General features: G+C 67.9%; 24 protein-coding genes. 15 read left to right on the top strand and 9 right to left on the bottom strand.

All coding sequences use genetic code 11. From position 1 onward, the window contains the following. Positions 1–2: 2 nt before the first annotated feature. On the bottom strand, positions 3–860 hold the full coding sequence (locus RSO01_RS23335; RefSeq protein WP_170303296.1) for a Bug family tripartite tricarboxylate transporter substrate binding protein: 858 nt from the start codon (positions 858–860) through the stop codon (positions 3–5). A 213-nt stretch (positions 861–1073) separates the two neighbouring features. Between RSO01_RS23335 and RSO01_RS23330 the strand changes: the two genes are divergently transcribed. Next, positions 1074–1478 carry a GFA family protein gene (locus RSO01_RS23330; protein WP_147151866.1) on the top strand — a complete coding sequence of 135 codons (405 nt, stop codon included), beginning with the start codon at positions 1074–1076 and terminating at the stop codon, positions 1476–1478. Between the two features lie 6 nt (positions 1479–1484). On the opposite strand, the gene RSO01_RS23325 is transcribed toward RSO01_RS23330, so the two are convergent. Then, positions 1485–2633, bottom strand: a complete 1149-nt coding sequence (locus RSO01_RS23325; protein ID WP_147151865.1) for an aminotransferase class V-fold PLP-dependent enzyme — start codon at positions 2631–2633, stop codon at positions 1485–1487. Between the two features lie 91 nt (positions 2634–2724). Between RSO01_RS23325 and RSO01_RS23320 the strand changes: the two genes are divergently transcribed. The 6 genes from RSO01_RS23320 (at position 2725) to RSO01_RS23295 (ending at position 9145) form a co-directional block, all read left to right on the top strand. Continuing rightward, positions 2725–3507, top strand: a complete 783-nt coding sequence (locus RSO01_RS23320; RefSeq protein WP_147151864.1) for a cobalamin-binding protein — start codon at positions 2725–2727, stop codon at positions 3505–3507. Positions 3508–3565: 58 nt separating this feature from the next. Then, positions 3566–3811, top strand: coding sequence for a DUF1127 domain-containing protein (locus RSO01_RS23315; protein WP_147151863.1), 246 nt, complete (start codon positions 3566–3568; stop codon positions 3809–3811). Positions 3812–3999: 188 nt separating this feature from the next. Continuing rightward, positions 4000–4758, top strand: a complete 759-nt coding sequence (gene otsB, locus RSO01_RS23310) for a trehalose-phosphatase (protein ID WP_170303295.1) — start codon at positions 4000–4002, stop codon at positions 4756–4758. Then, a complete protein-coding gene (locus tag RSO01_RS23305; protein ID WP_147151861.1) occupies positions 4755–6557 on the top strand; it encodes a glycoside hydrolase family 15 protein in 1803 nt (600 codons plus the stop codon). The genes otsB and RSO01_RS23305 overlap by 4 nt, the downstream gene beginning before the upstream one ends. Beyond that, complete coding sequence (locus RSO01_RS23300; protein ID WP_147151860.1) at positions 6542–7927, top strand: alpha,alpha-trehalose-phosphate synthase (UDP-forming); 1386 nt, start codon at positions 6542–6544, stop codon at positions 7925–7927. Before RSO01_RS23305 ends, RSO01_RS23300 begins: the two co-directional genes overlap by 16 nt. A gap of 66 nt (positions 7928–7993) precedes the next feature. Continuing rightward, a complete protein-coding gene (locus RSO01_RS23295; RefSeq protein ID WP_147151883.1) occupies positions 7994–9145 on the top strand; it encodes an AAA family ATPase in 1152 nt (383 codons plus the stop codon). Here the strand turns inward: RSO01_RS23295 and RSO01_RS23290 are convergent. From RSO01_RS23290 to RSO01_RS23280, 3 genes are read right to left on the bottom strand one after another with little or no spacing between them, the layout of a single operon-like run. Continuing rightward, positions 9142–9639 (bottom strand): GNAT family N-acetyltransferase, encoded by a 498-nt coding sequence (locus tag RSO01_RS23290; protein ID WP_174825949.1) that lies wholly within the window; start codon positions 9637–9639, stop codon positions 9142–9144. The genes RSO01_RS23295 and RSO01_RS23290 overlap by 4 nt on opposite strands. A 1-nt stretch (position 9640) precedes the next feature. Next, complete coding sequence (locus tag RSO01_RS23285) at positions 9641–11020, bottom strand: CoA transferase (RefSeq protein WP_218037438.1); 1380 nt, start codon at positions 11018–11020, stop codon at positions 9641–9643. Beyond that, positions 11017–11730 (bottom strand): alpha/beta fold hydrolase, encoded by a 714-nt coding sequence (locus RSO01_RS23280; protein ID WP_147151859.1) that lies wholly within the window; start codon positions 11728–11730, stop codon positions 11017–11019. Before RSO01_RS23280 ends, RSO01_RS23285 begins: the two co-directional genes overlap by 4 nt. Before the next feature lie 72 nt (positions 11731–11802). Here RSO01_RS23280 and RSO01_RS23275 point away from each other — a divergent pair, with 72 nt between their 5' ends. Genes RSO01_RS23275 through RSO01_RS23265 form a run of 3 tightly spaced genes read left to right on the top strand, consistent with a single transcriptional unit; the run spans position 11803 to position 15270 of the window. Next, positions 11803–12081, top strand: coding sequence for a FeoA family protein (locus RSO01_RS23275; RefSeq protein ID WP_147151858.1), 279 nt, complete (start codon positions 11803–11805; stop codon positions 12079–12081). Continuing rightward, on the top strand, positions 12078–13955 hold the full coding sequence (gene feoB / locus RSO01_RS23270) for a ferrous iron transporter B (RefSeq protein WP_147151857.1): 1878 nt from the start codon (positions 12078–12080) through the stop codon (positions 13953–13955). Before RSO01_RS23275 ends, feoB begins: the two co-directional genes overlap by 4 nt. A gap of 19 nt (positions 13956–13974) precedes the next feature. Further along, positions 13975–15270: a PepSY-associated TM helix domain-containing protein gene (locus tag RSO01_RS23265; RefSeq protein WP_147151856.1), complete on the top strand. Its 1296-nt coding sequence runs from the start codon at positions 13975–13977 to the stop codon at positions 15268–15270. Here the strand turns inward: RSO01_RS23265 and RSO01_RS23260 are convergent. The 3 genes from RSO01_RS23260 to RSO01_RS23250 form a co-directional block, all read right to left on the bottom strand. Further along, complete coding sequence (locus tag RSO01_RS23260) at positions 15267–17039, bottom strand: glycosyltransferase family 39 protein (protein ID WP_147151855.1); 1773 nt, start codon at positions 17037–17039, stop codon at positions 15267–15269. The two genes, RSO01_RS23265 and RSO01_RS23260, sit on opposite strands and share 4 nt — an antisense overlap. A gap of 81 nt (positions 17040–17120) precedes the next feature. Beyond that, on the bottom strand, positions 17121–17480 hold the full coding sequence (locus RSO01_RS23255; protein WP_218037437.1) for a DMT family protein: 360 nt from the start codon (positions 17478–17480) through the stop codon (positions 17121–17123). Positions 17481–17488: 8 nt separating this feature from the next. Next, a complete protein-coding gene (locus RSO01_RS23250; protein WP_147151854.1) occupies positions 17489–18463 on the bottom strand; it encodes a Bug family tripartite tricarboxylate transporter substrate binding protein in 975 nt (324 codons plus the stop codon). A gap of 396 nt (positions 18464–18859) precedes the next feature. On the opposite strand from RSO01_RS23250, the gene RSO01_RS23245 reads away from it, so the two are divergent. Continuing rightward, entirely contained in the window at positions 18860–19069 is a 210-nt protein-coding gene (locus RSO01_RS23245) for a CYTH domain-containing protein (protein WP_147151853.1), read from the top strand. 13 nt (positions 19070–19082) lie between these two features. Here RSO01_RS23245 and RSO01_RS23240 read toward each other — a convergent pair whose 3' ends face one another. Continuing rightward, a complete protein-coding gene (locus tag RSO01_RS23240) occupies positions 19083–20519 on the bottom strand; it encodes an amidase (protein ID WP_147151852.1) in 1437 nt (478 codons plus the stop codon). A 57-nt stretch (positions 20520–20576) separates the two neighbouring features. Here RSO01_RS23240 and RSO01_RS23235 point away from each other — a divergent pair, with 57 nt between their 5' ends. The 4 genes from RSO01_RS23235 to RSO01_RS23220 all read left to right on the top strand — a co-directional run bounded on the left by RSO01_RS23235 (position 20577) and on the right by RSO01_RS23220 (position 23420). After that, on the top strand, positions 20577–21335 hold the full coding sequence (locus tag RSO01_RS23235; protein ID WP_147151851.1) for a TSUP family transporter: 759 nt from the start codon (positions 20577–20579) through the stop codon (positions 21333–21335). Then, positions 21329–21529: a hypothetical protein gene (locus RSO01_RS23230; RefSeq protein WP_147151850.1), complete on the top strand. Its 201-nt coding sequence runs from the start codon at positions 21329–21331 to the stop codon at positions 21527–21529. The genes RSO01_RS23235 and RSO01_RS23230 overlap by 7 nt, the downstream gene beginning before the upstream one ends. Then, entirely contained in the window at positions 21526–22329 is an 804-nt protein-coding gene (locus tag RSO01_RS23225) for a crotonase/enoyl-CoA hydratase family protein (RefSeq protein ID WP_147151849.1), read from the top strand. Before RSO01_RS23230 ends, RSO01_RS23225 begins: the two co-directional genes overlap by 4 nt. A gap of 101 nt (positions 22330–22430) precedes the next feature. Next, complete coding sequence (locus tag RSO01_RS23220; protein ID WP_147151848.1) at positions 22431–23420, top strand: NADP-dependent oxidoreductase; 990 nt, start codon at positions 22431–22433, stop codon at positions 23418–23420. Positions 23421–23489: the final 69 nt, after the last annotated feature.

Here is a 23489-nt window from a genome sequence, read left to right as displayed (position 1 = left end):
ATTCAGCTTTCGTCGATCTTGATGTTTCCCTTGGCGACGACGTCGCCCCAGGTCTTCGAGTCGCGCTCGAGGAAGGCCACGTACTCCGCGCGCGGCATCGTCGCGGGATGCAGGCCGGCCTCTTCGTACTTCGCCTTCACCACGGGATCGGCCATCACCTTCAGGATGGCGTTTGTGAGCACGGCCATCACCGGCCCGGGCGTCTTGGGTGGGGCTGCGATCGCGTACCAGTTCTCGGCCTGATAGCCCGGCACTGCTTCGGCGAGCGCCGGTGCGTCAGGCAGTACTGGCCAGCGCGTGAGCGACGTCACTGCCATGGCGCGCGCCTTGCCGCTCTTGATCAAGCCGAGGGTGGCGGGATCACCGAAATAGGCGTCGACGATGCCGGCAGAGAGGTCGTTCAGGGCCGGTCCGGTGCCGCGATAGGGTACGTGCACCATCTTCAGGCCCGACATCTGGGTGAAGAGCTCGCCCGCGAGATGCTGGCTGGTGCCGATGCCGCCCGAGGCCCAGCGGATCTCCGTCTTCTTGGCGAGTTCCATGAACTCGGGCAGTGTCTTGGCCGGCAGGTCGTTGCGCACCGCCACGATGAAGGGCATGCGCACCAGCCGCGTGATGTGCGACAGCGCCATCGGATCGTAGGGCATCTTGCGCAGATGAGGCCCGGCGGTGAGCGTGCCGACACCGGTCAGCGCCAGGGTGTAGCCGTCGGCTGGCGCATGCGACATCGCCTCGACGCCGATGATGCCGCCGGCGCCGCCCTTGTTCTCGACGATCACTGTCTGGCCGAGCTCCTTCGACAGCGGCTCCATCAGGAGCCGCGCCGTCAGGTCGACGCCGCCGCCGGGTGGAAAGGGCACGATGATCTTGATCGGACGGCTGGGAAAATTCTGTGCTGCGGTCGGACGCGTCGCCGCGAGAACAGGCAACGCAAACGCGCCGACCAACAGACTTCTACGAGTGCTACGCAAGACCAAACCCCTCTCTGCTCCCCCGCAGCCACCTTGACAGGGCGATGGTGGTGGTTCAACACTTAACCAATAAGTTAAGTATTAACTATGAGGCGATCGACGATGAAAAAGCTCTATCAGGGCGGCTGCCATTGCGGCGCGGTGCGTTTCGAATGCCGGCTCGATCCGGAGGAAGGCACCAGCCGTTGCAATTGTTCGGTGTGCGCCAAAGGCCGGTTCTGGAAGGCGATTGCGCGCAAGGAGGATTTCCGGATCCTCCAGGGCGAGAGCGATCTTTCCGACTACCAGTTCGGCAGCAGGAACATTCACCATCTCTTCTGTCGGCAGTGCGGCATCAAGCCGTTCGGTCGCGGCCACATGGACGCGTTGGGCGGCACCTTCTACGCCGTCAACGTCGCCTGCCTGGATGGCGCGGCGCCGGAGGAAGCAGCGGCCGGCTCGATCCAGTATCAGGACGGCCGTAACAATGCGTGGGACACGGCGCCGGTGGAGACGCGGCACCTCTGACGAGAGCTACATCGCCACTTTGCGGAAGACCTCGACGAAGCGCTCGACATCCTGCTCGTCGTTGTAGACGTGCGGGCTGATGCGCAGTCGTCCCAGCCGCGGCGCGGCGTAAACATTCTCGGCAGCGAGCCGCTTGGGCAGGTCGGTTGCCATGCCCTTGGGGAAGTAGAGGCTGAGCACGTGCGGGGCGCGCAGCTTCTTGTCCAGCACCTGCACGCCGGTGTTGGCGAGGCCGTCGGCCAGCTTGTCGGTGAGCATGGAAAGTCGCGCCACGATGGGCTCGTTGCCCCAGCCGGCCATCATTTCCATGCCGACCGCCGCCATCTCCAGGGAGATGAAATGGTCGCGCTCGCCCATGTCGTAGCGTCGCGCACCCTCGACGTAGGCGATGTCACGGAAATAGACCGTATCCTCGGCCGACACTGCCTTGCGCGATGCCGATATCTGTTCCAGCGGCACGCCGTTCTGCCGGCGCTTGGCGACATACATGAAGGCGCGGCCGTAGGGCCCGAGCACCCACTTGTAGGTCGGGAAGATCAGGAAGTCGGGGTCGAGCGTCTTCACGTCGATGCGGCGGATGCCGACATCGTGCGTGGCATCGACCAGCAGCGCCGAGCCCTTGGCCTTGGCTGCGGTGGCGATGCGCGCCATGTCGAGCGCGCCGCCGTCGGACCAGTGGACCGAGGAGATCGAGACCAGGGCGAGCGGCTCGGCGCCCGACCGGTCGATCGCGGCCATCACCGCCGACGTCCAGTCGCCGTCGGCCGGCTGCTTCACCATCTCGACCTTGAAGCCACCGGCCTCGGCGCGGCTCATCCATTCCAGCACCGGCGAGGTATGGTCGTCCTGCAGCACCAGCACGCGGCTGCCGCGCGGGATGGTCAGCACCTTGCCCGCAGTGGCGACGCCGTAGCCGACCGAAGGGATCAGCGAGACGTCGGCGGAGTCGGCGCCGATCAGCGCAGCGGCCGCCTTGCGCGCGCGCTCGTACTGCTTCGGCTGGAAGTCGGCCGGCAGTTTCCATGGCTGGCCCTTGTGCCCGACGGCGGCGCGGCCGGCCTCCTGCACCGCCAATGGCAGCGGGCTCCACGAGGCGGCGTTCAAGAAACAGACGTCGCGTGGGATGTCGAACAGGGCGCGCTGGCAGGGCAACATGGCAGTCTCCGTTTGCAGGACTGCAGAGTAGCGTGGCCGTGCCGATCCCAGCCTGACAATTTCTCACACCAGCCATTTGCTAGACTGCGCCATGCGCCGTTTCCCGCCCCAACGCCTGATCTGCCTAACCGAGGAGACCGTCGAGACGGTCTATCTGCTGGGCGAGCAGGACCGCATCGTCGGCGTCTCGGGCTACGCCGTGCGTCCGCCCGAGGTGCGGTCGAAGCCGCGGGTCAGCGCCTTCACCTCGGCGCGGCTCGACAAGATCCTGGCACTGGAACCCGACCTGGTGCTGGCCTTCTCCGATCTGCAGGCCGATATCGTGAGCGAGCTGGCGAAAGCCGGCGTCGCCGTCCATCTGTTCAACCAGCGCGACGTCGCAGGCATCTTCGCCATGATCCGCACCGTCGGCGCACTGATCGGTGCCAATGAGAAGGCCGAAGCCCTGGCGCGTTCGCTCGAGGCGAGGGTGATGGAGATGGCGCGCGCCAGCAAAGCCGCGCCACGGCCACGCGTCTACTTCGAGGAATGGAACGATCCGATGATCTCCGGCATCGGCTGGGTGTCGGAGCTGATCGAGATCGCCGGCGGCGAGGACGTGTTCGCGCATCTGCGCGGTGCCGCTGCCGCGCGCGACCGCATCGTGTCGTCCGAACAAGTGATCGCGGCGCGGCCCGATGTGATCCTGGCGTCGTGGTGCGGCCGCAAGGTCGTGCCGTGCCAGATCGCCGAACGGCCGGGGTGGGCCACGCTCCCCGCGATCGCCAACGGCCGCATCGTCGAGATCAAGTCGCCGCTCATCCTGCAGCCGGGTCCCGCGGCGCTGACCGACGGCCTCGACGCGCTGCGCACCGCGCTATTACCTCGCGTGTAATTGAGAGACCGCCGCTGCAAGCTCACCTTCGACTCATCAAGACCCAAGGAGGGTTCAGATGTGCTACCAGTCCCGCCAGCGCTTTGCCGCTCACCCCGTCGCATTGGTGACTCCGGTGTCGCCACGGCCGCCGCTGCGTGCTCGGCTGGCGATGACGCTGAAAGTCTGGCGCGACCGCACCGCGGCGCGGCGTAACCTGGCTGCAATGGACGCACGCAGCCTGCGCGATGCGGGGATTTCGCCCGCCGCCGCTGCCTATGAATCGGGCAAGACCTTCTGGCAGGCATTCGGGCCGCTTGGTTAAGGGGCCTTCGCCTCACAATCGCCATAACCACGCTCCCTGCTGGGGAACTCCAGCGCGCGATGAGCGTTAACTCAGGCGCGCAAAGCGCGGTCGTGCCCCCTAAGGGCGGCCTCGCACGCGGCGTGTTGTGGTCGAGAGCCTCTTCGCGCCTAATGCCATGTCACGAGCGCAGAGGGGGTTTTAGCCGGATGACACCGCCGGATCTCGACCGGACGAACGCGCTGTTCCTCGATCTCGACGGCACACTGCTGGAGATCGCAGAGACGCCGGAATCGGTCGTCGTTCCTCCCGGCCTGCCCCAACTGCTGGACGGCCTGCGCGCTGAGCTCGGTGGCGCGGTCGCCATCGTTACCGGCCGGTCGATCGGCGTTGTCGATGACCTGCTCAATCCCTTCGTCGCCACTGCGGCTGGCGAGCATGGCGCGTCGCTGCGCTGGCAGGACGGCAAGGTCGAGGAGATGCCCAAGGGTCTCGCCGTGCCGGAGGCGTGGCGCGAGGCGCTGGTCGCCGCGGCCGACCGCTGGCCTGGCGTGCTGGTCGAGCACAAGCCGCACGGTGTGGCCATCCACTATCGCCTGGTGCCGGAGCGCGGCAACGATGTGTGGCGGCTGGTGCGGGCCTTGGTGCCGCAGGACCATCCCTGGTTCCGCCTGCTACCGGCGCGCGAGGCTGTCGAGATCGGGCCGCGCGCGGCCTCCAAAGGCCATGCCGTCGAGCAGTTGATGCAGCGTCAGCCCTTCCAGGGCCGCCGGCCGATTTTCGTCGGCGACGACTTCACCGACGAAGCCGGGATGGAAGCGGCGCGGCAGTTCGGCGGCCAGGGCCTGCGCGTGGCCGAAGTATTCGACGGCCAGCCGGCGGCAGTGCGCGCCTGGTTGAAGCGCGGCCTCGAACTTTTGAGCAGCCGCAACGCGCCGCCCGCCGTGTCGGCCGGGGCCGCGCCATGAGCAGCCTCGATCTCGGCGTCATCGGCAACTGCGCCATTGCCAGCCTGATCGACCGCAAGGGCCGCCATGTCTGGCACGGCATCGGCCGGCTCGACGGCGATCCGGTGTTCAACGCCCTGCTGGGTGGCGACGATCCCCAAGGCGGCTTCATGGATGTCGTGGTCGCTGGCGCCAAGGATATCGGCCGCCAGCGCTACCTGCACAACACGGCCATCCTGGAGACCGTGATCGACGGCAGCGGCGGCACGGTGCGCATCGTCGACTTCGCGCCGCGCTTCCGCCGCTTCGGCCGCATGTTCCGCCCGCCCATGCTGGTGCGCCGGCTCGAGCCGGTGGCCGGCCGGCCGCGCGTCACCATCCGGCTGCGGCCGACCTTCGACTACGGCGCGCACAAGGCCAAGCTCACCTCGGGCAGCAATCATGCGCGCTTCTTCGGCGACACCGGCGTGCTGCGACTCACGACCGACGCCTCGATCAACTACATCCTGCACGAGACCGAGTTCTCGCTCGACCGGCCGCTCAACCTGATCGTCGGCGCCGACGAGAGCATCACCGACAATCCCGACACGCTGACCAAGACCTTCCTCGCCGAGACCGAGTCCTACTGGCAGACCTGGGTGCGCGATCTCAACATCCCGTTCGACTGGCAGCAGGCGGTGATCCGCGCGGCGATCACCCTGAAGATGTGCAGCTACGAGGATACGGGCGCGGTGCTGGCGGCGCTCACCACTTCGGTGCCCGAGGCGCCCAACACGCCGCGCACCTGGGACTATCGTTTCACCTGGCTGCGCGACGCCTTCTTCACCGTGACGGCGCTCAACCGTCTGTCGGCGACCCGCACCATGGAAAGCTACGTGCGCTTCATCGTCGATGTCGTCGAGACCGGCAGCTCGCGCGACGATGTCGCTGCCATAGCGCCGCTGTTCCCGATCGCGCCAGGTACCGACACCACCGAACGGCTGATCGACACCTTGCCGGGCTATCGCGGGTTCGGGCCGGTGCGCGTCGGTAACGCTGCTGTCACACAGCGCCAGAACGACACTTACGGCTCGATGGTGCTGACGTCGGCGCAGATGTTCTGGGACGAGCGCCTGCCGCGCCAGGGCGATCTCGAACTCTATCGCCAGCTCTGCGTGGTCGGGAACGAGGCGCAACGCACGGCGTTGACCCCCGATGCTGGCCTTTGGGAGTACCGGGAGCGCGAGGAAGTGCACACGTTTTCCGCTGCGATGTGCTGGGCAGCGCAGCATCGGCTGGGCATGATCGCCAAGCGGGTCGGCGTCGATTCCGAAGCGCGCGAGTGGCTCGCCCGTGCCGGCGTCCTGCGCCAGGAGGTCCTGCAGCGCGGCACCACCCAGGAGGGCTGGATCTCGGGCGTGCTCGACCGCGACATGCTCGATGCCTCGTGCCTGGTGCTGCCCGAGATCGGCCTGCTGGCCTCCGATGATCCGCGCTTCCACGCCACGCTCGATGCCGCCGCCAAGCGCTTGATGAAGAACGGTTTCATGATGCGCTACAGCGAGGCCGACGATTTCGGCAAGCCGTCCAACGCCTTCCTGCTCTGCACCTTCTGGTACATAGACGCGCTGGCCAGCGTCGGCCGCCGTTCGGAGGCGCTCGAACTTTTCAATAACCTGCTCGCGCGCCGCAACCATGTCGGGCTACTATCCGAGGATATCGATCCGAAGACCGGCGAGCTGTGGGGCAACTTTCCACAAACATACTCGCAGGTCGGGCTGATCCTGTCGGCCATGCGTCTGTCGCGAAGCTGGGAGGAGGGGCTATGGCACGCATCGTGATCGTCTCCAACCGAGTCCCGATTCCCAAATCCCGAGTGCCTGCCGCGGGCGGCCTTACCGTGGCGCTGCGCGATCTGCTCATCCCGGGCTCGATGTGGTTCGGCTGGAGCGGACGGCTCGCGGCCGAGCCGTCGCTGCAGCCCGCCCTGGTCGAGGCGCGCGGCGTCACCTACGCCACGGTCGACCTGACGGCCGAGGCGCACCGCGCCTTCTATGTCGGCTTCGCCAACGGCGCGCTGTGGCCATTGCTGCATTTCCGACTGGGGCTGATGCATTACCGCCGCGAGGATTATCTCGGCTACCTGGCGGTCAACCAGACGTTCGCCACGGCGCTCGGCCAGGTGCTGCAGCCCGAAGACTCGGTGTGGGCGCACGACTACCATCTGCTGCCGCTCGGCCGCATGCTGCGCCAGCAGGGGTTCACCGGCCCGCTGGGCTTCTTCCTTCATGTGCCGTTCGTGCCGCCCTCGATGCTCGAGGCGATCCCGGTCGCGCGCGAGATGGTGGCCGATCTCTGCGCCTACGACGTCGTCGGCTTCCAGACCGAGGAGCATGCCCGCGACTTCCGCGACTGCGCGCAGCGCCTGCTGGGCGCCATGGTCGACGGCGAATGGGTGCGCCTGAACGGCCGGCGCATGCGTGTCTTCGCCGATCCGATCGGCATCGATGCCCAGGCCTTCGCCGAGGAGGCCGAGCGCTCCGCCAACGACAAGCTGGTCCATCGCGTCTCGGGCAGCCTGTCGGGCCGCTTGCTCGCTGTCGGCGTCGACCGAATGGACTATTCCAAGGGCCTGCCCCACCGCTTCGAGGCTTACGGCCGCCTGCTCGAGCGCCATCCCGAGCACCGCCGCCGCATCCACTTCCTGCAGATCTGCCCGCGCTCGCGCGAGGAGGTCGACGAGTACCGCAAGCTGCGCGCCGAGCTCGACCGGCTGACCGGCCGCATCAACGGCCGTTTCTCCGAGTTCGACTGGACGCCGTTGCGCTACTCGACGCGGCCGGCGCCGCGCTCGACCCTGGCCGGCCTCTACCGCATCAGCCGCATCGGCGTGGTGACGCCATTGCGCGACGGCATGAACCTGGTGGCCAAGGAATTCGTGGCCGCCCAACCCGACGACGATCCGGGCGTGCTGGTGCTCTCGCGGTTCGCCGGCGCCGCGCACGAGCTCACCGAGGCGCTGATCGTCAATCCCTTCGATCCCGACGCCATCGCCGATGCCATGCACGCGGCGCTGAACATGCCGCTGGCCGAGCGCCTCGAGCGCCACGTTGCGCTCAAGGCCAAGGTGTTCCGCACCACCGCCAGCGTTTACTGCCAGCGCTTCCTCGATGCGCTGCACGCGCCGGCACTGACGCTGCAGGCGGCGTAGCCTCCACCGTCAGTTGGTCGCCGGCCGCGAGGTGATGGGCTACGCTCCCATCACCCGCCCATGAGCATCATCTCGCGCCTCTGCATTTCCGGCTATCGCTCGCTGCGCGACGTCAGGCTGGAGGTCGGACAGCTCACGGTCGTCACCGGCGCCAACGGCAGCGGCAAGTCGAGCCTCTATCGCGCGCTCCGCCTGCTGGCCGACGTGGCGCAGGGCCGGATCATCCAGTCGCTGGCACTCGAAGGCGGCCTGCAGTCGGTGCTGTGGGCGGGCCCCGAGCAGTTCTCGCGGGCGATGAAGGCGGGGACGCAGCCCGTGCAAGGAACGGTGCGCAAGAACTCCGTCAGCCTGAAGCTCGGTTTCTCTTCCGACGACTACGGCTTCGCCATCGATCTCGGCCTGCCGCTGCCCGACTCCAGGCACTTCTACAAGGATCCCGTCATCAAGACCGAAAGTCTCTGGACGGGGCTCGTCCTGAGCCGCGCCAACACCTTTGCCCAGCGGAAAGGGCCAGCGGTCAGCCTGCGCAATCAGGAAGGCGAGTGGCGGTTGGCCTACGACAGGCTCGCGTCCTACGACAGCATGCTCACGCACTGCAGCGATCCACGCGATGCTGTCGAACTGCTGTTGCTGCGCGAGAACATGCGAGGTTGGCGCTTCTACGACCACTTCCGCACCGACAGCGAGGCGCCGGCACGGCGTCGCCAGATCGGCACGCGGACGCCGGTGCTGGCCTCCGATGGTGCTGACCTGGCGGCGGCCATCGCCACGATCCAGGAGGTCGGCGCCGAGGAAGAGCTCGTGGCGGCGGTTGCCGATGCCTTTCCTGGTGGCTCGATCGGTGTCGAGGATGCCGGCGGCTACTTCGAGGTCGAGATGCGCCAGCATGGCTTGCTGAGGCCGCTCAATGCCTCCGAGCTTTCGGACGGCACCTTGCGCTATCTGCTGCTGGTCGCCGCCCTCCTGTCGCCGCGACCGCCGACGCTTATGATCCTGAACGAGCCCGAGACCAGTCTGCATCCCGACCTGTTGCCGGCCTTGGCGCGGCTGATCGCCAGGGCGTCCAAGGAATGCCAGATCATCGTCGTCTCGCACGCAGCGGCGCTGGTCTCGGCGTTGCAGGAGGCTGGCGCGAGTCGGATCGTGCTGGAAAAGCAATTGGGCGAGACGGTTGTGCCCGGCGAGGAACGGCCGGTGTGGAACTGGCCGTCGCGCTAGATGCCGAAAGCCGGGGGATAGACGACGCGACCCTCGCCGCCTTTCAGTGCATCCGGGGTCAACTCCAACGCCATGAACGCATCACCGGAGAAAGGTGACGTGAGAGGACGCGCGAGTGCGGCCGAAAAGCCGAAGCGCGGATAGTAGTCGGGGTGGCCGAGCACAATTACGGCCTGCCAGCCTTGCTGCTGTGCTCGCCGCAGCGCCTCGCGAACCAGGGCGCTGCCGACGCCCTGCCGCTGCCGGCCGGGCTGCACTGACATCGGTGCCAGGGCGAGCGAACGCACCGGCTTGCCGGCAACGGTGACATCGAGCGCACTCAGGAGAATATGGCCGACCACCTCGGTGCCATCGAGCGACACGAGCTCGATGGAAGCGAGGCCTGCGTCACGCAGATCAACGATCAGTCGGGATTCGTAAGTCCCGCCGAACGCTGCGTCATTGAGGCTGCGGATCGCGTCGTCATCTGCCGGCCCGCGTTCGCGGATCGTCACATCAGCTCGCCCAGCGCGCCGGTGACGTGCCGAGCGGCTCAGGTGGCTTGGCGAAGAACGGCGGCGTGTCGCTCAGTTGCACCACCGGCTTCAGATGCCGCAGATGGCCGAATAGGCCGTCGCTTTCCATCAGGAAGCGCGCGAGCTCGGGCTCGGGCAGCTCGGCCACGCCGTTGCCGGGCTCGACGGTGCCGAGGCTCGCCAGCCAGTGCGCGACCTGCACCAGCGACACGCGCACCAGCCACGAGCCGCCCTGCTCGGCGTGGCGGGCCAGCCCGACCATGGCGCCGAGCGCGCCGAGATAGCCCGCGATATAGTCGAGCGCCTGGACCGGCAGGTTGCGCGGCTTGGCGAGCGAGCCCTGCGTGGCCGAGAGGCCGGTGACGTTCTGGACGATCGAATCGAAGCCGCGCCGGTCGGCCCACGGGCCTGCATGGCCGTAGGCGCAGATGCTGACGCAGACGATGCCGGGCCGGAGCGCCGCCACGTGCTCGGGCGAGAAGCCGCGCGCCGCGACGGTGCCGGGGCGATAGCCCTGGGTGAAGATATCGGCCTCGCGCAGCAGGTCTGTCATGGTCTTGATGCCGGCGGCCTGCGTGAGGTCGACCCAGGCGCAGCGCTTGCCGTGGCCGGTATCCATCAGGATCTCGGTCTGATAGGGCAGGTGAGGGGCCGCGATATGCAGCACGTCGGCGCCGTTCTCGGCCAGCACGCGGCCGCTGGTCGGTCCCGCCAGCACGCGCGTGAGGTCGAGGGCGCGCACGCCGCTCAAGGGGCGCTCGCCTTTCACCAAAGGCCGCGGCGGCGCCTCGCCGATCTGGACGATGTCGATCAATGGCAGCTTGGCGACGGCGATGCCGTGCGGATGCGCGTTCCATTCCTCGCGGCTGCGCACCAGCCCGCCGACACAGCCGCCGTCGGCGATCGCCTGCTCGATGGCGAGCCCGTCCCATTGGGCGACAGCCTCGGCCAGCGCCTCGCGCGTCTCGGCCTTGGCGCCCGTGATGCGGAGCGCGCCGGCGCGATGATGCGGATGGTTGGTGTGCAGGAACATGATGCGGCCGTCGCGCGTCGGGTAGTGGCCGGCCAGCGGATCCCACGACACCGGCTTCTCGCCGTTCTGCAGCACGTAGGTGTTCGAGCGCAGCGACGCCGCCGCGGCATGTCGGTCGACGGTGACGCCCTGCGGCTTGCCGGTCCTGAGCCGCCACAGGTCGGAGACTGCGAGGCCGACCGCCCCCAGCGCTGCCGAGCCCGCGGCCGCGACGCGCCACGGTGTAAGGAACACCGGGTCCTCGCCGCCCGTGATGGCGAGAGAATCGTCGCCACGCTTGGCGCGGCCAAGCTGGGCGAGGATCTTGTAGGCGAGGTCGGTGCTCACGTCTCAGCCATGATCTTGGTGAGGGTGGCCATCAGGTCCTGCGGGCAGGTGATGTGCGGATTGTGACTGGCATCCATCTCGTAATACTTCCAGCTTGAATCACTCTTCGCGCGCTCGGCGAACTGGCGGAACGTATCACCGGGTCCGCTGCGCTTGGCATAGAGGTAGGCGCGCGGCAGCGGCGGCTCGCGCGAGGTGAGCCTGAGCTTCTGCTCGAAGGTCTTGATCGGCTGCGAGCGCCGCCGCGGTGTCGCCCAGGCGACGTCCTCGGGCGCGGTGTCGGGCGGCATCGGGACGGCCGGGATGCGCCAGCCCGCGCCTTCGCCCATCGCCTTGCCGCGCATCATCTCCGTGCCCTGCGGTCCCAGCAGGTCGAACAGGCTCTGGCCGTCCTGCGGCGCGAAGGCGTCGATATACACGATGCGTGCAATGCGCCGGCGCGACTTGTCGGCAACGCCCGTCGCCACCATGCCGCCGTAGGAATGGCCGAGCAGGGTGACGTCCTTCAGGTCCTCGCAATCGAGCACCGCGGCAACGTCGTTGATGTGGGTGGTGAGGTCGATCTCGTGGTGGGCGAGATGGGCCCGCTCGCCCAGCCCCGTGTAGGTCGGCGAGAAGAACTGATGGCCGGCCGCGGCGAACAACGGCCGCATCTTCTTCCACGCCCAGGCGGCTGACCACGCACCGTGTGCAAGAACGATCGTTGCCATGCGTCCCCCCAAGTAGCTGGCCCCTAGAAGCTGGCGAAGCCGATATTTGGGTGCTATTACGAATTACTCGCAATGAAACCCAATCCAACCATAGCACTCGGCGAGGCCCACGTGGGCTTTCGTGGCCGCATCCACCAGCTCTCCGTCAACGGCTCCAGCACCGGCCTGCCCGGCCCCGAGCTGGAGCGCCGGCTGCTCGAGCTGGGCTTCGTCGAAGGCGCCGACGTCGAGCTGCTGCACCAGGGCCTGTTCGGCGGCGATCCCATCGCCGTGCGCGTCGCCGACACGACGATCGCGCTGCGCCGCCGCGAGGCCATGGCGATCCTGGTGACGGCGGCAGCCTCTTCATGAGCGTCACCGTCGTCGCCCCCCCTGTCGTAGCGCTCGTCGGCAATCCCAACTGTGGCAAGACCGCGTTGTTCAATGCCCTGACCGGCAGCCGCCAGAAGGTCGCCAACTATCCCGGCGTCACCATTGAGAAGAAGGTCGGCCCGCTCACGACACCGGCGGGTCGGTCGATCCAGGTCGTCGACCTGCCCGGCACCTATTCCTTGCGGGCACGCTCGCCGGACGAAGAGATCACGCGCGACGTCGTGCTGGGCCGCCTGAAGAGCGAGGTCGTCCCCGACCTGATCGTCTGCGTCGGCGACGCCTCCAACCTCAGGCTGGCGTTGCGGCTTGCGCTCGAGCTGAAGCGCGTCGGCCGACCGGTGATGCTGTCGCTCAACATGATGGACATCGCCCGCAAGCGCGGCATCTCGATCGATGTCGAGCGCCTGTCGCGCGAGCTCGGCGTGCCGGTCGTGGAATCGGTGGCGGTGCGTCGCGGCGGCATCGACGCCCTGCTGGCCGGCATCGACAAGCGTCTCGACGAGCAGCTCAAGAGCGGCGAGGCCGACTGGCAGCCGCCCGATGCCGGCGCCTTGCGCGTCGGCCAGCGCGAGGCCGATCGGCTGCTGGCCGCCGCCGTGCGCGGGCCGGGCGAGCGCGATTCGCTGACGGCACGGGTCGACTCGGTGCTGCTGCATCCCGTGATCGGGCTGCTCATCCTGCTGGCCATCCTGTTCGTCATGTTCCAGGCGGTCTTCGCCTGGGCGGCGCCCGCCATGGACGGGATCGAGGCGGCCTTCCACTGGCTGGGCGATCAGGTCCAAGGCGCGCCGCTGCCCGACTTGCTCAAGAGCTTCCTCAAGGACGGCCTCATAGGCGGCGTCGGCGCGGTCATCGTGTTCCTGCCGCAGATCGTGATCCTGTTCTTCTTCATCCTGGTGCTGGAAGACCTGGGCTACATGGCGCGGGCGGCGTTCCTGATGGACCGCATCATGGGCGGCGCCGGCCTGCATGGTCGCGCCTTCATCCCGCTGCTGTCGTCGTTCGCCTGCGCCATTCCCGGCATCATGTCGACCAGGGTCATCGACAACCGGCGCGACCGGCTCACCACCATCCTGGTGGCGCCACTGATGACCTGCTCGGCGCGCATCCCGGTCTACACCCTGATCATCGGCGCCTTTATCCCCGACCGCGAGGTCTGGGGCTTCGTCGGCCTGCAGGGGCTGGTGATGTTCGGCCTCTATTCGACCGGCATCGTGGGCGCGCTGACGGTGTCGTTCGTTCTGAAGCGCCTCATCTGGCGCGACACGCCGGGCGAGCCCTTCATGCTCGAGCTGCCCGACTACAAGATGCCACGCGCCAAGAGCCTTGCCATCGGCCTGTGGGCGCGCGCGACGGCCTTCCTCAAGCGCGCCGGCACGACCATCGCCTCGATGATGATCCTGATCTGGTTCCTGGCGAGTTTCCCGCAGGCGCCGGAAGGCGCCACCGACCCCGCGATCAGCTACAGCCTCGCCGCCATGATCGGCTCGGCGATCCAGCCGCTCACCGCGCCGCTCGGCTTCAACTGGCAGATCAACGTCGCCCTGATCCCCGGCATGGCGGCGCGCGAGGTCGCGGTCGGCTCGCTGGGCACGATCTACTCGATCGCCGGCGGCGAGGAAGCCACCGAGCAGATCGGCCGCGCCCTGGTCGCGAGCTGGAGCCTCGGGACGGCGCTTGCTCTGCTCGCCTGGTACGTCTTCGCGCCGCAGTGCGCTTCCACGCTCGCCGTCATCCGTCGCGAGACCGGCGGCTGGCGGTGGATGTGGATCACCTTTGCCTACATGCTGGCGCTGGCCTATGTGGCCGCGCTCGCGACCTACCAGATCGCCCGCGCACTCGGCGCCGGCTGACGAGACGACCGAGGCCTCGATGACTGGACCGCAGCGCACTTTTCGCTATTGGCTGCAGCAGCTTCACCTCTGGATCGGCCTGATCCTGCTGCTGCCGCTGGTCATGATGGGCGTGACCGGCGCGGTGCTGGTCTACGGCCACGACATCGAGCACCTGCTGGGCCAGGGCGAGCCGCCGGCCAAGACGGCCGGCGACTGGCGCTCGCCGGCCGAGCTCATCGAAGCAGCGCGCACGGCTTCGAACGATCCGAGCCGCATCCCGATTGCCGTGCGCTGGCCAATGGAAGTCGGCGAGCCCGCCGCGGTGCGCCTGTCGCGGCCGGGCATGGCGACCGAACGGCAACAGTTCCGCGGTGGCCAGCAAGGCCAGGGGCAAGGGCAGGCGCAGGGCCAAGGTCAGGGTCAGGCTCAGGCGCAAGGCCGCGTCCCCACGCAAAGTCCGTTTGCCGGCAGCCTGCAGATCCTGATCGACCCGGTGTCGCTGCAGGTGCTCGAGACGCAGCAGGCGATGACGGGCTGGCTGCGCTTCTTCCACGACCTGCATGGCCATCTCTTCATCGCCGGTGGCCTCGGCCGCGAGCTGGTGGGTTGGCTGGGCGTGGCGTTGCTGGTGCTGGGCTGCTCGGGCCTCTATCTCTGGTGGCCCCGCCCGGGCCAATGGAAAGCGGCCTTCATGGTGCGCCGCACCGCCAAGGGCGTGCGCCTCAATCGCGAGCTGCACGGCGCGGTCGGCATCTGGAGCCTGGTGCTGTTCATGCTGGTGAACTTCACCGGCGTCTATCTCGCCTTCCCACAGCAGATCTCCTCGGCGGTCAACGCGGTGTGGCCGGGCCGCGACATGCGCGCGGCGATGTTCCAGGCGCGCGTCGAGCCGATGCGCGGGGCCCAGCCGATGGGCATCGACGAGGCGGTCGAGGTCGCGCGTTCGAAGGTGCCCGATGCCCGCTTCCTCAACGCCTTCCTGTCGATCCGGCCCGACCAGGCGACGCGCATCAGCTTGCTCCGCAGCGATCATATCGAAGGCGCGCCGGTCATCACGGTGATCATCGATCCCTTCCGCAAGAGCGTGGTCGACGTGTTCGATCCGCAGACCATGAGCACGGGCGAGCGCATCATCGCCTGGCAGCGCGCGCTGCATTACGGCATCGGGCTGGGCGGCGGCTACAAGTTCCTGGTGTTCGTGTCGGGCGTGATCATCCCGGTGTTCGCCGTCACCGGTTTCCTGATGTGGTGGCTGAAGCGCCGCAACCGCCGCGCCGGCGAACGCGCCAAGGCCGTGATCCAGGCGGAGGCTGCGGCGAGGGCGGCGGACTAGCTCTTCGTCCCCAGATCGTACAGTACGATCGCGCGCCGCGGCTCGGGCGGCAGCGAGCGCCACAGGCTCGGATCGACCACCGTGCCGTGCGTCCGCACCCAGCGTTCGAAGTCGCGCGTGCGCCGGTTGGTGGCCAGCACCACGAAGCGCACCTCGCCGCGCTCGACGGCCTTGGCGAAGGCATCGACGCTCATCACCGGGTCGTTGCCGAAGAAGCCGCCGAACGCCATCGCCGGCTGGCCGGTGCGGATGATCACCGGCGCCGCCAGCAAGGCATTGGGCGCGGCCAGCAGGAAGCGCGCATTGCCGCGATGCTCCTTCAGGAAAGCCTGCAGCTTGGGATCGTCGGTCAGCGCCCCCCAATTGCGCGACAGGATCGGTCCGCGGCCATCGTCGATGCCGAGCCAGCGCGGCAGGCTGGCCGACGGCAGGGTGAGGTTGCCTGGGGCGAAGACCGCACTCAGCGACCAGAATGCAGGCAGCACCAGCAGAGCGACGCCGCCGATGACGGCCGGCGGACGCTTGGCGCGCCACTGCGCGGCCATGGCGGCCAGCAGCGCCACGGCGGGAAAGCCCACCCAGGCCGACGTCCAGCCCAGGGACGCGCCGGCGACATAGCCCTGCCACAGGGCGGCGGCGCCGAGGCCCACGGCGAGATGCGTCGAGCCACGCTTCCACAATTCGAAGCAGCCGATGCTGGCCAGTGCCGCGAGCGGCGGGCCCAGGGTCGACAGGTAATAGCCGTGGAAGATACCGCCGGCCGCGCTGTAGACGATGGCATAGGTAAGAGCCCACACACTCCACAGCGCCACCTGCGCGCGACGACGGCGCCAGGCGAACACCGCGCCCAGCACCGCGAGCGGCAAGGTCCAGGCGAACTGCATGGCCAGCGCGGGCGCGGCGAGCCGCAGCGGTCCCACCGGCACGGCATCGTAGGCGACGAAGCGCGTCGTCTGGGCGGGCGTTGGCGTGGGCGCCGGCGTCGGCCTGTTGCGCACGAACCGCTCCAGCCCATTGTGCATGATGATCAGCTCGAGCATCGAGTTGTCGTGGCTGCTGCCGGCATAAGGCCGCTTCGCCTGGGGCGTGAGATCGAACGCCACTGCCCAGGACAGCGACACGACGGCGAGCGTGACGGCCGCCGCCGTCATCCAGCCAAGCCGCTGCCGCCAGTTGAGCGTGCCCGCGAGCAGCCATCCCGCCAGCAGGGCCGGTCCGCACACCAGCGCCGCCAGCATCTTGGTGTTGAAGGCGAGCCCCAGCAGGGCCATCGCCACCACCAGCGACAGGCCGCGGCCGCGTAGCGCGGTCCGCGCCGCCAGCAGCAGGAACAAGATCAGCCAGGAATCGGTGTTGTTCGAGCGATCGATCGCGACGGCGATGGGCATGATCGCCAGCAGCAGGGCTGCGAGGATGGCAGCCGGCGCGCCGAGCGGCCGCACCAGGCGATAGAGCAGGGCCACCGAGGCGATGCCGGCCAGCGCCTGCGGCAGATGGATCGCCCAGCCGCTATAGCCAAGGACCGCGGCGAAGACCGTCTGGATCCAGAAGGCGATCGGCGGCTTGTCGAGCGAGATGAAGCCCGCGGGATCGAACGAATTGTAGAAGAACAGCCAGACGCTTTGCAGCATGCTGCGCACGCCCGCGGCGTAATAGGCGGTGCCGACGCCATTGTCCTCCAGCCGAATCAGCCGCAATGCAGCGGCAACCAGCAGCACGGCGGCGAACGCCGCCCATTCAATCCGTCGTCTGCTCGCCTGGTCCGTCAATCGCCTCCCCTCGAGGGGTCTACGCAGGATAAGGCAGCCTCATCCCGGACAGGTGGCGGACTTTTCCTCAAGACGGCCCTCTCAAGAAGGCAGGGGCCCGCGGAACACGAAGAACGCCCCGCTGCAGATCAGGGCGAAGCCGACGATGTGGTTCAGGGTGATGCGCTCGCCGAGATAGAGCACCGAGAACAGGGCGAACACCGACAGGGTGATCACCTCCTGCATGGTCTTGAGCTCGGCCGCCGAATAGACCGTGTGGCCCCAGCGGTTGGCCGGCACGGCGAAGCAATATTCGACGAAGGCGATGCCCCAGCTCGCCAGCACCACCATCCACAAGGGCCGATCGGTGAACTTCAGATGCCCGTACCAGGCGAAGGTCATGAAGACGTTGGAGATCAGCAGCAGGACGATGGGGGCAACGGCCGGGGGCAGCCAGGTCATGTCGGTTACTACTCCGCTTTGATACCGAGCTTCTTGATCAGGGGTACGACAAGCTTCTCTTCCTTGTCGAGCATGGCCGCAAGCTCCTGCGGCGTGCTGGATTTCGTCTCCGCGGTGAGATCGGCGAACTTCTTGATCACGGTGGGATCGCTGAGCGTGGTCACCATGGCGGCGTTGAGCTTGGCCAGGATCTCCGGCGGCAGCTTGGCCGGCGCGAACAGGCCTGTGTAGGTACTGAAGGTGAAGTCCTCGAGGCCCTTCACGCCCGATTCCTTCATGGTCGGCACGTCGGGCAGCTGCGGCACCCGCTTGTCGGACGACACGGCTATGGCGCGCATCTTGCCCGCCTTGATATGGCCGATCGCGGCATTGACCTGGTCGACCTGCGCCGGCACCTGGCCCGCGATCAGGTCGAGATGGGCCTGTCCGCTGCCCTTGTAGTGGACCAGCGTGTACCTGGTGCCGGTCGCTTCGCCGATGAGCTCGATGGCGATGTGGTTGGTCGTGCCGACGCCTGAATCGGCGACGGTGAACTTGCCGTCCTTGCCGAGCGCAATGAAGTCGGCCAGCGTCTTGATCGGCGAATCGGGCGGCACGATCAGCACCGCGGGCACGGCCTGGATGTGGCTGATCGGCTGGAACGCCGTGCGCCAGTCGTAGGGCGCATTGCCGTAGATCGCGGGCACGGCGACCAGCGAGTTGGCCGAGACCAGCAGGTTGTAGCCGTCGGGCGCCGAGCGGGCGATGACGTCGCTGCCGATCATGCCCGAGGCGCCGGCCTTGTTCTCGACGATCACTGTCACGCCCAGAACGTCCTTCAGCTTCTCGGCGATGATGCGCGCGGTGACGTCGATGTTCCCGCCCGGCGCATAGGGCGCCATGATGCGGATCGGCTTGTCGGGGTATTTGTCGGCAGTCTGGGCGGCGGCGGTGCCGGTGACGAGCAATGCCAGCACGCCGAGAAACGCCGTGATCGAACGCATGTTTTTCCCCCTGAAGTCGCCGGAAACCTAGCAACGCGTGAGCCATCGTGCCACCGGCCCGCGCGACTGCGACGAACGCCGGTTGGCGGTGTCGCGAGTTGACGCAGGTCGATGTCGTGCCGCCCAACGATTCCCACCTCGTCCACTAGGCATGACGAGGTAGGTGACGATGAGGCTTCTCCTGGCACTTGCTGCCGTCGCGTTCCTTCTCGGCGCGTGCGCTTCGGTGCCCGGCGCGGACGGCCGCTATGCGACACCGGGGCGCGGAGGATGGGACGGCTTCCGGGCCGCGATGCCCACCGAGCCCGTTCAGGTGGGCCTGGCGGAAGCCGCCCGATGAGTGCCGGGTGATCGTCGAAATAGAGCGAAAGTTCCTGGTCGCCGACGGCCGTTGGTGTGCCACATGCCAGCTTGGTATGGCACGTCGACGTCTACGAAGGTTTGCTCGACGGCGTCGTCCTCACCGAGGTGGAATTGCCCGACGAGAACGCCGACCTTGCTTTGCCCGGGTGGGTCGGCGCCGAGATCACCGGATGTTCGGAGTACAAGAAGGTCAGCCTGCTGAGGATGAGGCAGGCCGCTCTCGCTCGCCGCCGGGCGGGCTGAAGTATCCTTTCGATCAGGCTGACGGCGGCCGGTGCTGCGCCCAGGGCCGTGCCGCCTCCAGGAGCGCGCCCAGTCGCAGCACGTCGGTCTCGTGGCCCCAGCGGCCGACGATCTGCACCGAGGTCGGCAAACCGTCGGCGCCGAAGCCCGAGGGCAGGGCGAGGGCGGGATGGCCAGTGAGGTTGAACGGGTACTGATACGAGGTCCAGCCCTGGCGGGTGATGCCGCATTTCACGCCGTCGACCAGAACCTCGTCGTTGGCGGCGTCATGGGTGACGTCGAGCGCGGTGCGCGAGTTGGTCGGCGTCACCAGGAAGTCGTAGCGCTCGAACAGCGACTGGATCTTGCGAAACAGGGCAGTGCGCGCGAACTGGGCGTTGCGGAAGTCGGCCAGGGTGAACTTGGCGCCGCGCTCCATGAAGGCCAAGGTCACCGGGTCCATCTGGTTCTGCCACTTCGGCAGGTACTGGGCGCAGAACACCGCGAAGTTCGCCTGGTAGAGCACGCGGCCCTCGTATTCGATCCAGTCGATCGTCTCGGTCACTTCCTCGACGCCGGCGCCCATCGCCTCCCACGCCGCGAGGGCGGCGCGGGTGTTGCTGCGCACATCGGCCGCGACGCGTGGGTTGGCGGTGAGCTCGATGTAGCCGATGCGCACGCCCGACAGATCCTGGCCGGCAAGCTTGGGCGACAGTGGGTGCTGCACGCCGCCCGAGAGGGTCCAGGGATCCTTCTCGGTCGGTCCCTTCAGCACGTCGTGCATGACCGCGGCGTCGGTGATGGTGCGGCTGAGCGGGCCGGCATAGATGTTGTTGCCGAAGGCATCGCGCGTCGTGTCGTAGGGCACGGCACCCAGCGTCGCCTTCAATCCCACGAGGCCACTGCACGAGGCCGGGCCTCGCGTCGAGCCGGCGCCGTCGGTCGCGAGCGACAATGGGCCGACGCCCGCCGCCACGGCGGCCGCGCCGCCGCCGCTCGAGCCGCCCGGCGTGCGCTCGAGGTTCCACGGATTGCGCGTGACGCCGAAGGAGGGACCGTCGGTCAGGCCCTTGACGCCGAATTCCGGCGTCGACGCCTTGGCGAAGATGATGGCGCCGGCGGCGCGCAGGCGCTGGACCAGGATGTCGTCGGCCGCGGCCGGCGGATTGTCGGCGTAGATCGCCGAGCCGTGCCGCGTCGGCACGCCCTTCACATCGACCAGGTCCTTGATGCTGATCGGCACGCCGTGCAGCGGCCCAAGGGGCTTGCCCTTGGTCACGGCCTCCTCGGCGGCCCGGGCGTCGCGCCGAGCCTCCTCATGCATCAGGACGCGAAAGCAGTTGAGCCGGGCATTGGCCTTGTCGGCTGCCGTCAGGACGGCGTCGACATACTCGACAGGCGAAAGTTTCTTGGCGCGGATGAGGGCGGCGGCTTTGACCGCCGGGGTGAACAGGAGATCGGTATCGGTCATCTCTGCACCATAGGCGATCCTCGACAGGCCTTGCCACCTGCGCTACGCCGCGCCCGGATGTTCTCGCTGTCTGTCCTTGCCGCGCTGGCCGCTGTGGCCGTCGTCACCTCGTTCATCTCCGGCGTCTTCGGCATGGCAGGCGGCATGTTGCTGATCGGCTTCCTGCTGTTCCTGCTGCCGGTGCCGGTGGCCATGGTGTTCCACGGCGTCATCCAGATCGCGGCCAACGGCTGGCGGGCCTGGCTGTGGCGCCATCACGTCAAATGGAGCGTGGTGCTGAAGTTCGGCGCCGGGTCGGCGGCGTCGCTGCTGGTCTTCTCCTGGTTCGACTTCGTGCCCGACGAGGCGCTGGTGCTGATGATGGTCGGGCTGATGCCGTTCATCGCGCTTGCCGTGCCGCAGCGCATCGCGCCCGACATCGAGCGCGGCGGCCAGGCCTTCCTGGCCGGCGCCATCGGCGGCGCGATCCAGCTCGTGGCCGGCGTCACCGGCCCCATACTCGACATCTTCTATGTGCGCACCGGCATGACCCGGCAGGTCAATGTCTCCACCAAGGCCGCCGCCATGGTGCTGGGACACCTCACCAAGGTCGCCTATTTCGGGGTCCTGATCGAGGGCCCGGCCGGCCGTGACCTCGAACAGTGGCTGGTCATGGCCTATGCCGCCGCCTTTGCCGTGCTCGGGACCACCTTGTCGCGCAGCTTCCTCGACCGTATGTCCGACAGGCAGTTCTATTACTGGACGCGCCGCGTGATCCTGGCGCTGGGCGCGGTCTATGTTGCGCAGGGCATCTGGCTGATGGTGACACGATGGTAGACGTGAAGGCCGAGGTGAGGGCGCTGCTCGACCGGCTGCCCGACGACTGCAGCTATGCCGACGTGCAGCGCGGCATCGCCGTGCTGATGTGGCCCAAGCAGGGTGACGGCAGCCTCAAGCCACCGGAGCGTCTGCCGCCCGAGGAAGTCAGGCGGCGGCTCCGCGAATGGTTGAAATCGGAGAACGAAAAATGAAGGACCGCGTCTCGATCGACTTCAAGGAGGGCGTGGCCGACGTCCGCCTGATCCGCGCCGACAAGATGAACGCGCTCGATCCCGCGATGTTCGAGGGCATTATCGAGGCGGGTGACCAGCTCGCGAAGATGAAAGGCCTGCGTTGCGTCGTGCTGTCGGGCGAGGGCAAGGCCTTCTGCGCCGGCCTCGACATGGGAAGCTTCGCCGCCATGAAGCAGGACGGCGACGCCGTGCCCGGCGTGCGCGACCTCACCAAGCGCACCCACGGCATCGCCAACCGGCCGCAGCAATGCGCCTGGCAATGGCGCACCCTGCCGGTGCCGGTGATCGCCGCGGTCCATGGCGTGGCCTTCGGCGGCGGCTTCCAGATCATGCTGGGCGCCGACATGCGCTACGCCACCGCCGACACGCGCTTCTCGGTGATGGAGATCAAGTGGGGCTTGGTGCCCGACCTCGCCGGCACGCAGCTCATGCGCCATCTGGCGCGCGAGGACGTCGTGCGTGAGCTCACCTATACCGGGCGCATCTTTAACGGCACGGAAGCCCATCAGCTCGGCTTCGTCACCCGCGTGGTCGACGATCCGCTCGCGGCGGCGCTGGAGACAGCCAAGGAGATCGCTGGCAAGAGCCCGGACGCCGTCCGCGCCGCCAAGCGCATCCTCAACGACGCCGTGGCCGTCGACGCCGCGACTGGCCTGATGGCGGAGTCCGTCGAGCAGCAGAAGCTGATCGGCTCGCCCAACCAGCTCGAGGCGATCATGTCGAACCTGCAGAAGCGCGCTGCCAACTATAAGGATTGATCTCGTCTTCCGGACCGCGCGCGTCCCCGCGCGCCTCATGATCACGAGCCCGCGGGGACGCGCGCGGTCCGGGAGACCATGATCCTGCTGAGGAGGACGAGATGAACCGCCAATGGCTCTACGCCAAGCAACCCCAGGGCAAGATCGGGCCTGACACCTTCCAGTGGACCGAGACGGCGATCCCCGAGCCGCGCGACGGCGAGGCGCTGGTGCGGACGCGCATGCTGTCGCTCGATCCCGCCAACCGCGCCTGGATGATGGGCAAGACCTATCGCGACGCGCTTGAGCCGGGGCAGGTCATGAGCGGCTTCGCCATCGGCGAGGTGGTCGACTCCAAGACCGGCGGGCTGAAGGCCGGCGACATCGTCGAGGGCGACTGGGGCTGGCAGGACTATGCCGCCATGCCGGCACGGCGATTGACCAGGCGCACGACCAAGGCGCCGCTCGAGCTGCTGATCGGCCCGCTCAGCGTCACCGGCCTCACCGCCTATTTCGGCCTGCTCAATATCGGGCAGCCCAAGCCGGGCGACACGGTGCTGGTGTCGGCGGCGGCCGGCGCGGTCGGCACCATGGTCGGCCAGATCGCCAAGCTCGCCGGCTGCCGTGTCGTCGGCACGGCGGGCGGGCAGGACAAGTGCGACTGGCTGGTGCGCAAGCTCGGTTTCGATGCCGCCGTCGACTACAAGGCGGGCGGCGTGTTCCGCGCGCTGCGGGCGGCCTGCCCCGACGGCATCGACGTCTATTTCGACAACACGGGCGGGCCGGTGCTCGAGGCGGCGCTGTCGCTAATGAACCTGCGCGGCCGCATCGTCTGTTGCGGCAACGTCTCGCAATACGACGTCGAGAAGCCGGCGCCCGGCCCGATGGCCGTTCCCGGCCTGGTGGTCACCAAGCGGCTGCGCATGGAAGGCTTCATCGTCATGGATTTCTACGACCAGCGCGCCGAGGCCGAGGCCAAGCTGGCGCGCTGGGTCGAGGAGGGGAAGATCAAGGCCATCGTCGATGTCGTCGACGGCCTCGACAAGGCACCGCAGGCGCTGATCGGCCTGTTCGAAGGTCGCAACAAGGGGAAGATGGCCGTGCGTGTTTAGGCGACGCTTTGCGCTTTATGCGAGCACAGCATCGAAAACCGTGGTAACGTGTCCAGAGGTGCTCGATCT

This window comes from Reyranella soli, assembly GCF_007992495.1.
GTDB classification, from domain to species: Bacteria; Pseudomonadota; Alphaproteobacteria; order Reyranellales; family Reyranellaceae; genus Reyranella; species Reyranella soli.
Note: the sequence above shows the minus strand (reverse complement) of the source record. Positions and strands in the feature narration are given on the sequence as shown.

Coding starts and splice junctions, on each gene's coding strand:
- RSO01_RS23330 (WP_147151866.1), top strand. CDS start 1,074: ATGAAAAAGCTCTATCAGGGCGGCTGCCATTGCGGCGCGGTGCGTTTC.
- RSO01_RS23325 (WP_147151865.1), bottom strand. CDS start 2,633: ATGTTGCCCTGCCAGCGCGCCCTGTTCGACATCCCACGCGACGTCTGT.
- RSO01_RS23320 (WP_147151864.1), top strand. CDS start 2,725: ATGCGCCGTTTCCCGCCCCAACGCCTGATCTGCCTAACCGAGGAGACC.
- RSO01_RS23315 (WP_147151863.1), top strand. CDS start 3,566: ATGTGCTACCAGTCCCGCCAGCGCTTTGCCGCTCACCCCGTCGCATTG.
- otsB (WP_170303295.1), top strand. CDS start 4,000: ATGACACCGCCGGATCTCGACCGGACGAACGCGCTGTTCCTCGATCTC.
- RSO01_RS23305 (WP_147151861.1), top strand. CDS start 4,755: ATGAGCAGCCTCGATCTCGGCGTCATCGGCAACTGCGCCATTGCCAGC.
- RSO01_RS23300 (WP_147151860.1), top strand. CDS start 6,542: ATGGCACGCATCGTGATCGTCTCCAACCGAGTCCCGATTCCCAAATCC.
- RSO01_RS23280 (WP_147151859.1), bottom strand. CDS start 11,730: ATGGCAACGATCGTTCTTGCACACGGTGCGTGGTCAGCCGCCTGGGCG.
- RSO01_RS23275 (WP_147151858.1), top strand. CDS start 11,803: ATGAAACCCAATCCAACCATAGCACTCGGCGAGGCCCACGTGGGCTTT.
- feoB (WP_147151857.1), top strand. CDS start 12,078: ATGAGCGTCACCGTCGTCGCCCCCCCTGTCGTAGCGCTCGTCGGCAAT.
- RSO01_RS23265 (WP_147151856.1), top strand. CDS start 13,975: ATGACTGGACCGCAGCGCACTTTTCGCTATTGGCTGCAGCAGCTTCAC.
- RSO01_RS23255 (WP_218037437.1), bottom strand. CDS start 17,480: ATGACCTGGCTGCCCCCGGCCGTTGCCCCCATCGTCCTGCTGCTGATC.
- RSO01_RS23250 (WP_147151854.1), bottom strand. CDS start 18,463: ATGCGTTCGATCACGGCGTTTCTCGGCGTGCTGGCATTGCTCGTCACC.
- RSO01_RS23240 (WP_147151852.1), bottom strand. CDS start 20,519: ATGACCGATACCGATCTCCTGTTCACCCCGGCGGTCAAAGCCGCCGCC.
- RSO01_RS23235 (WP_147151851.1), top strand. CDS start 20,577: ATGTTCTCGCTGTCTGTCCTTGCCGCGCTGGCCGCTGTGGCCGTCGTC.
- RSO01_RS23230 (WP_147151850.1), top strand. CDS start 21,329: ATGGTAGACGTGAAGGCCGAGGTGAGGGCGCTGCTCGACCGGCTGCCC.
- RSO01_RS23225 (WP_147151849.1), top strand. CDS start 21,526: ATGAAGGACCGCGTCTCGATCGACTTCAAGGAGGGCGTGGCCGACGTC.
- RSO01_RS23220 (WP_147151848.1), top strand. CDS start 22,431: ATGAACCGCCAATGGCTCTACGCCAAGCAACCCCAGGGCAAGATCGGG.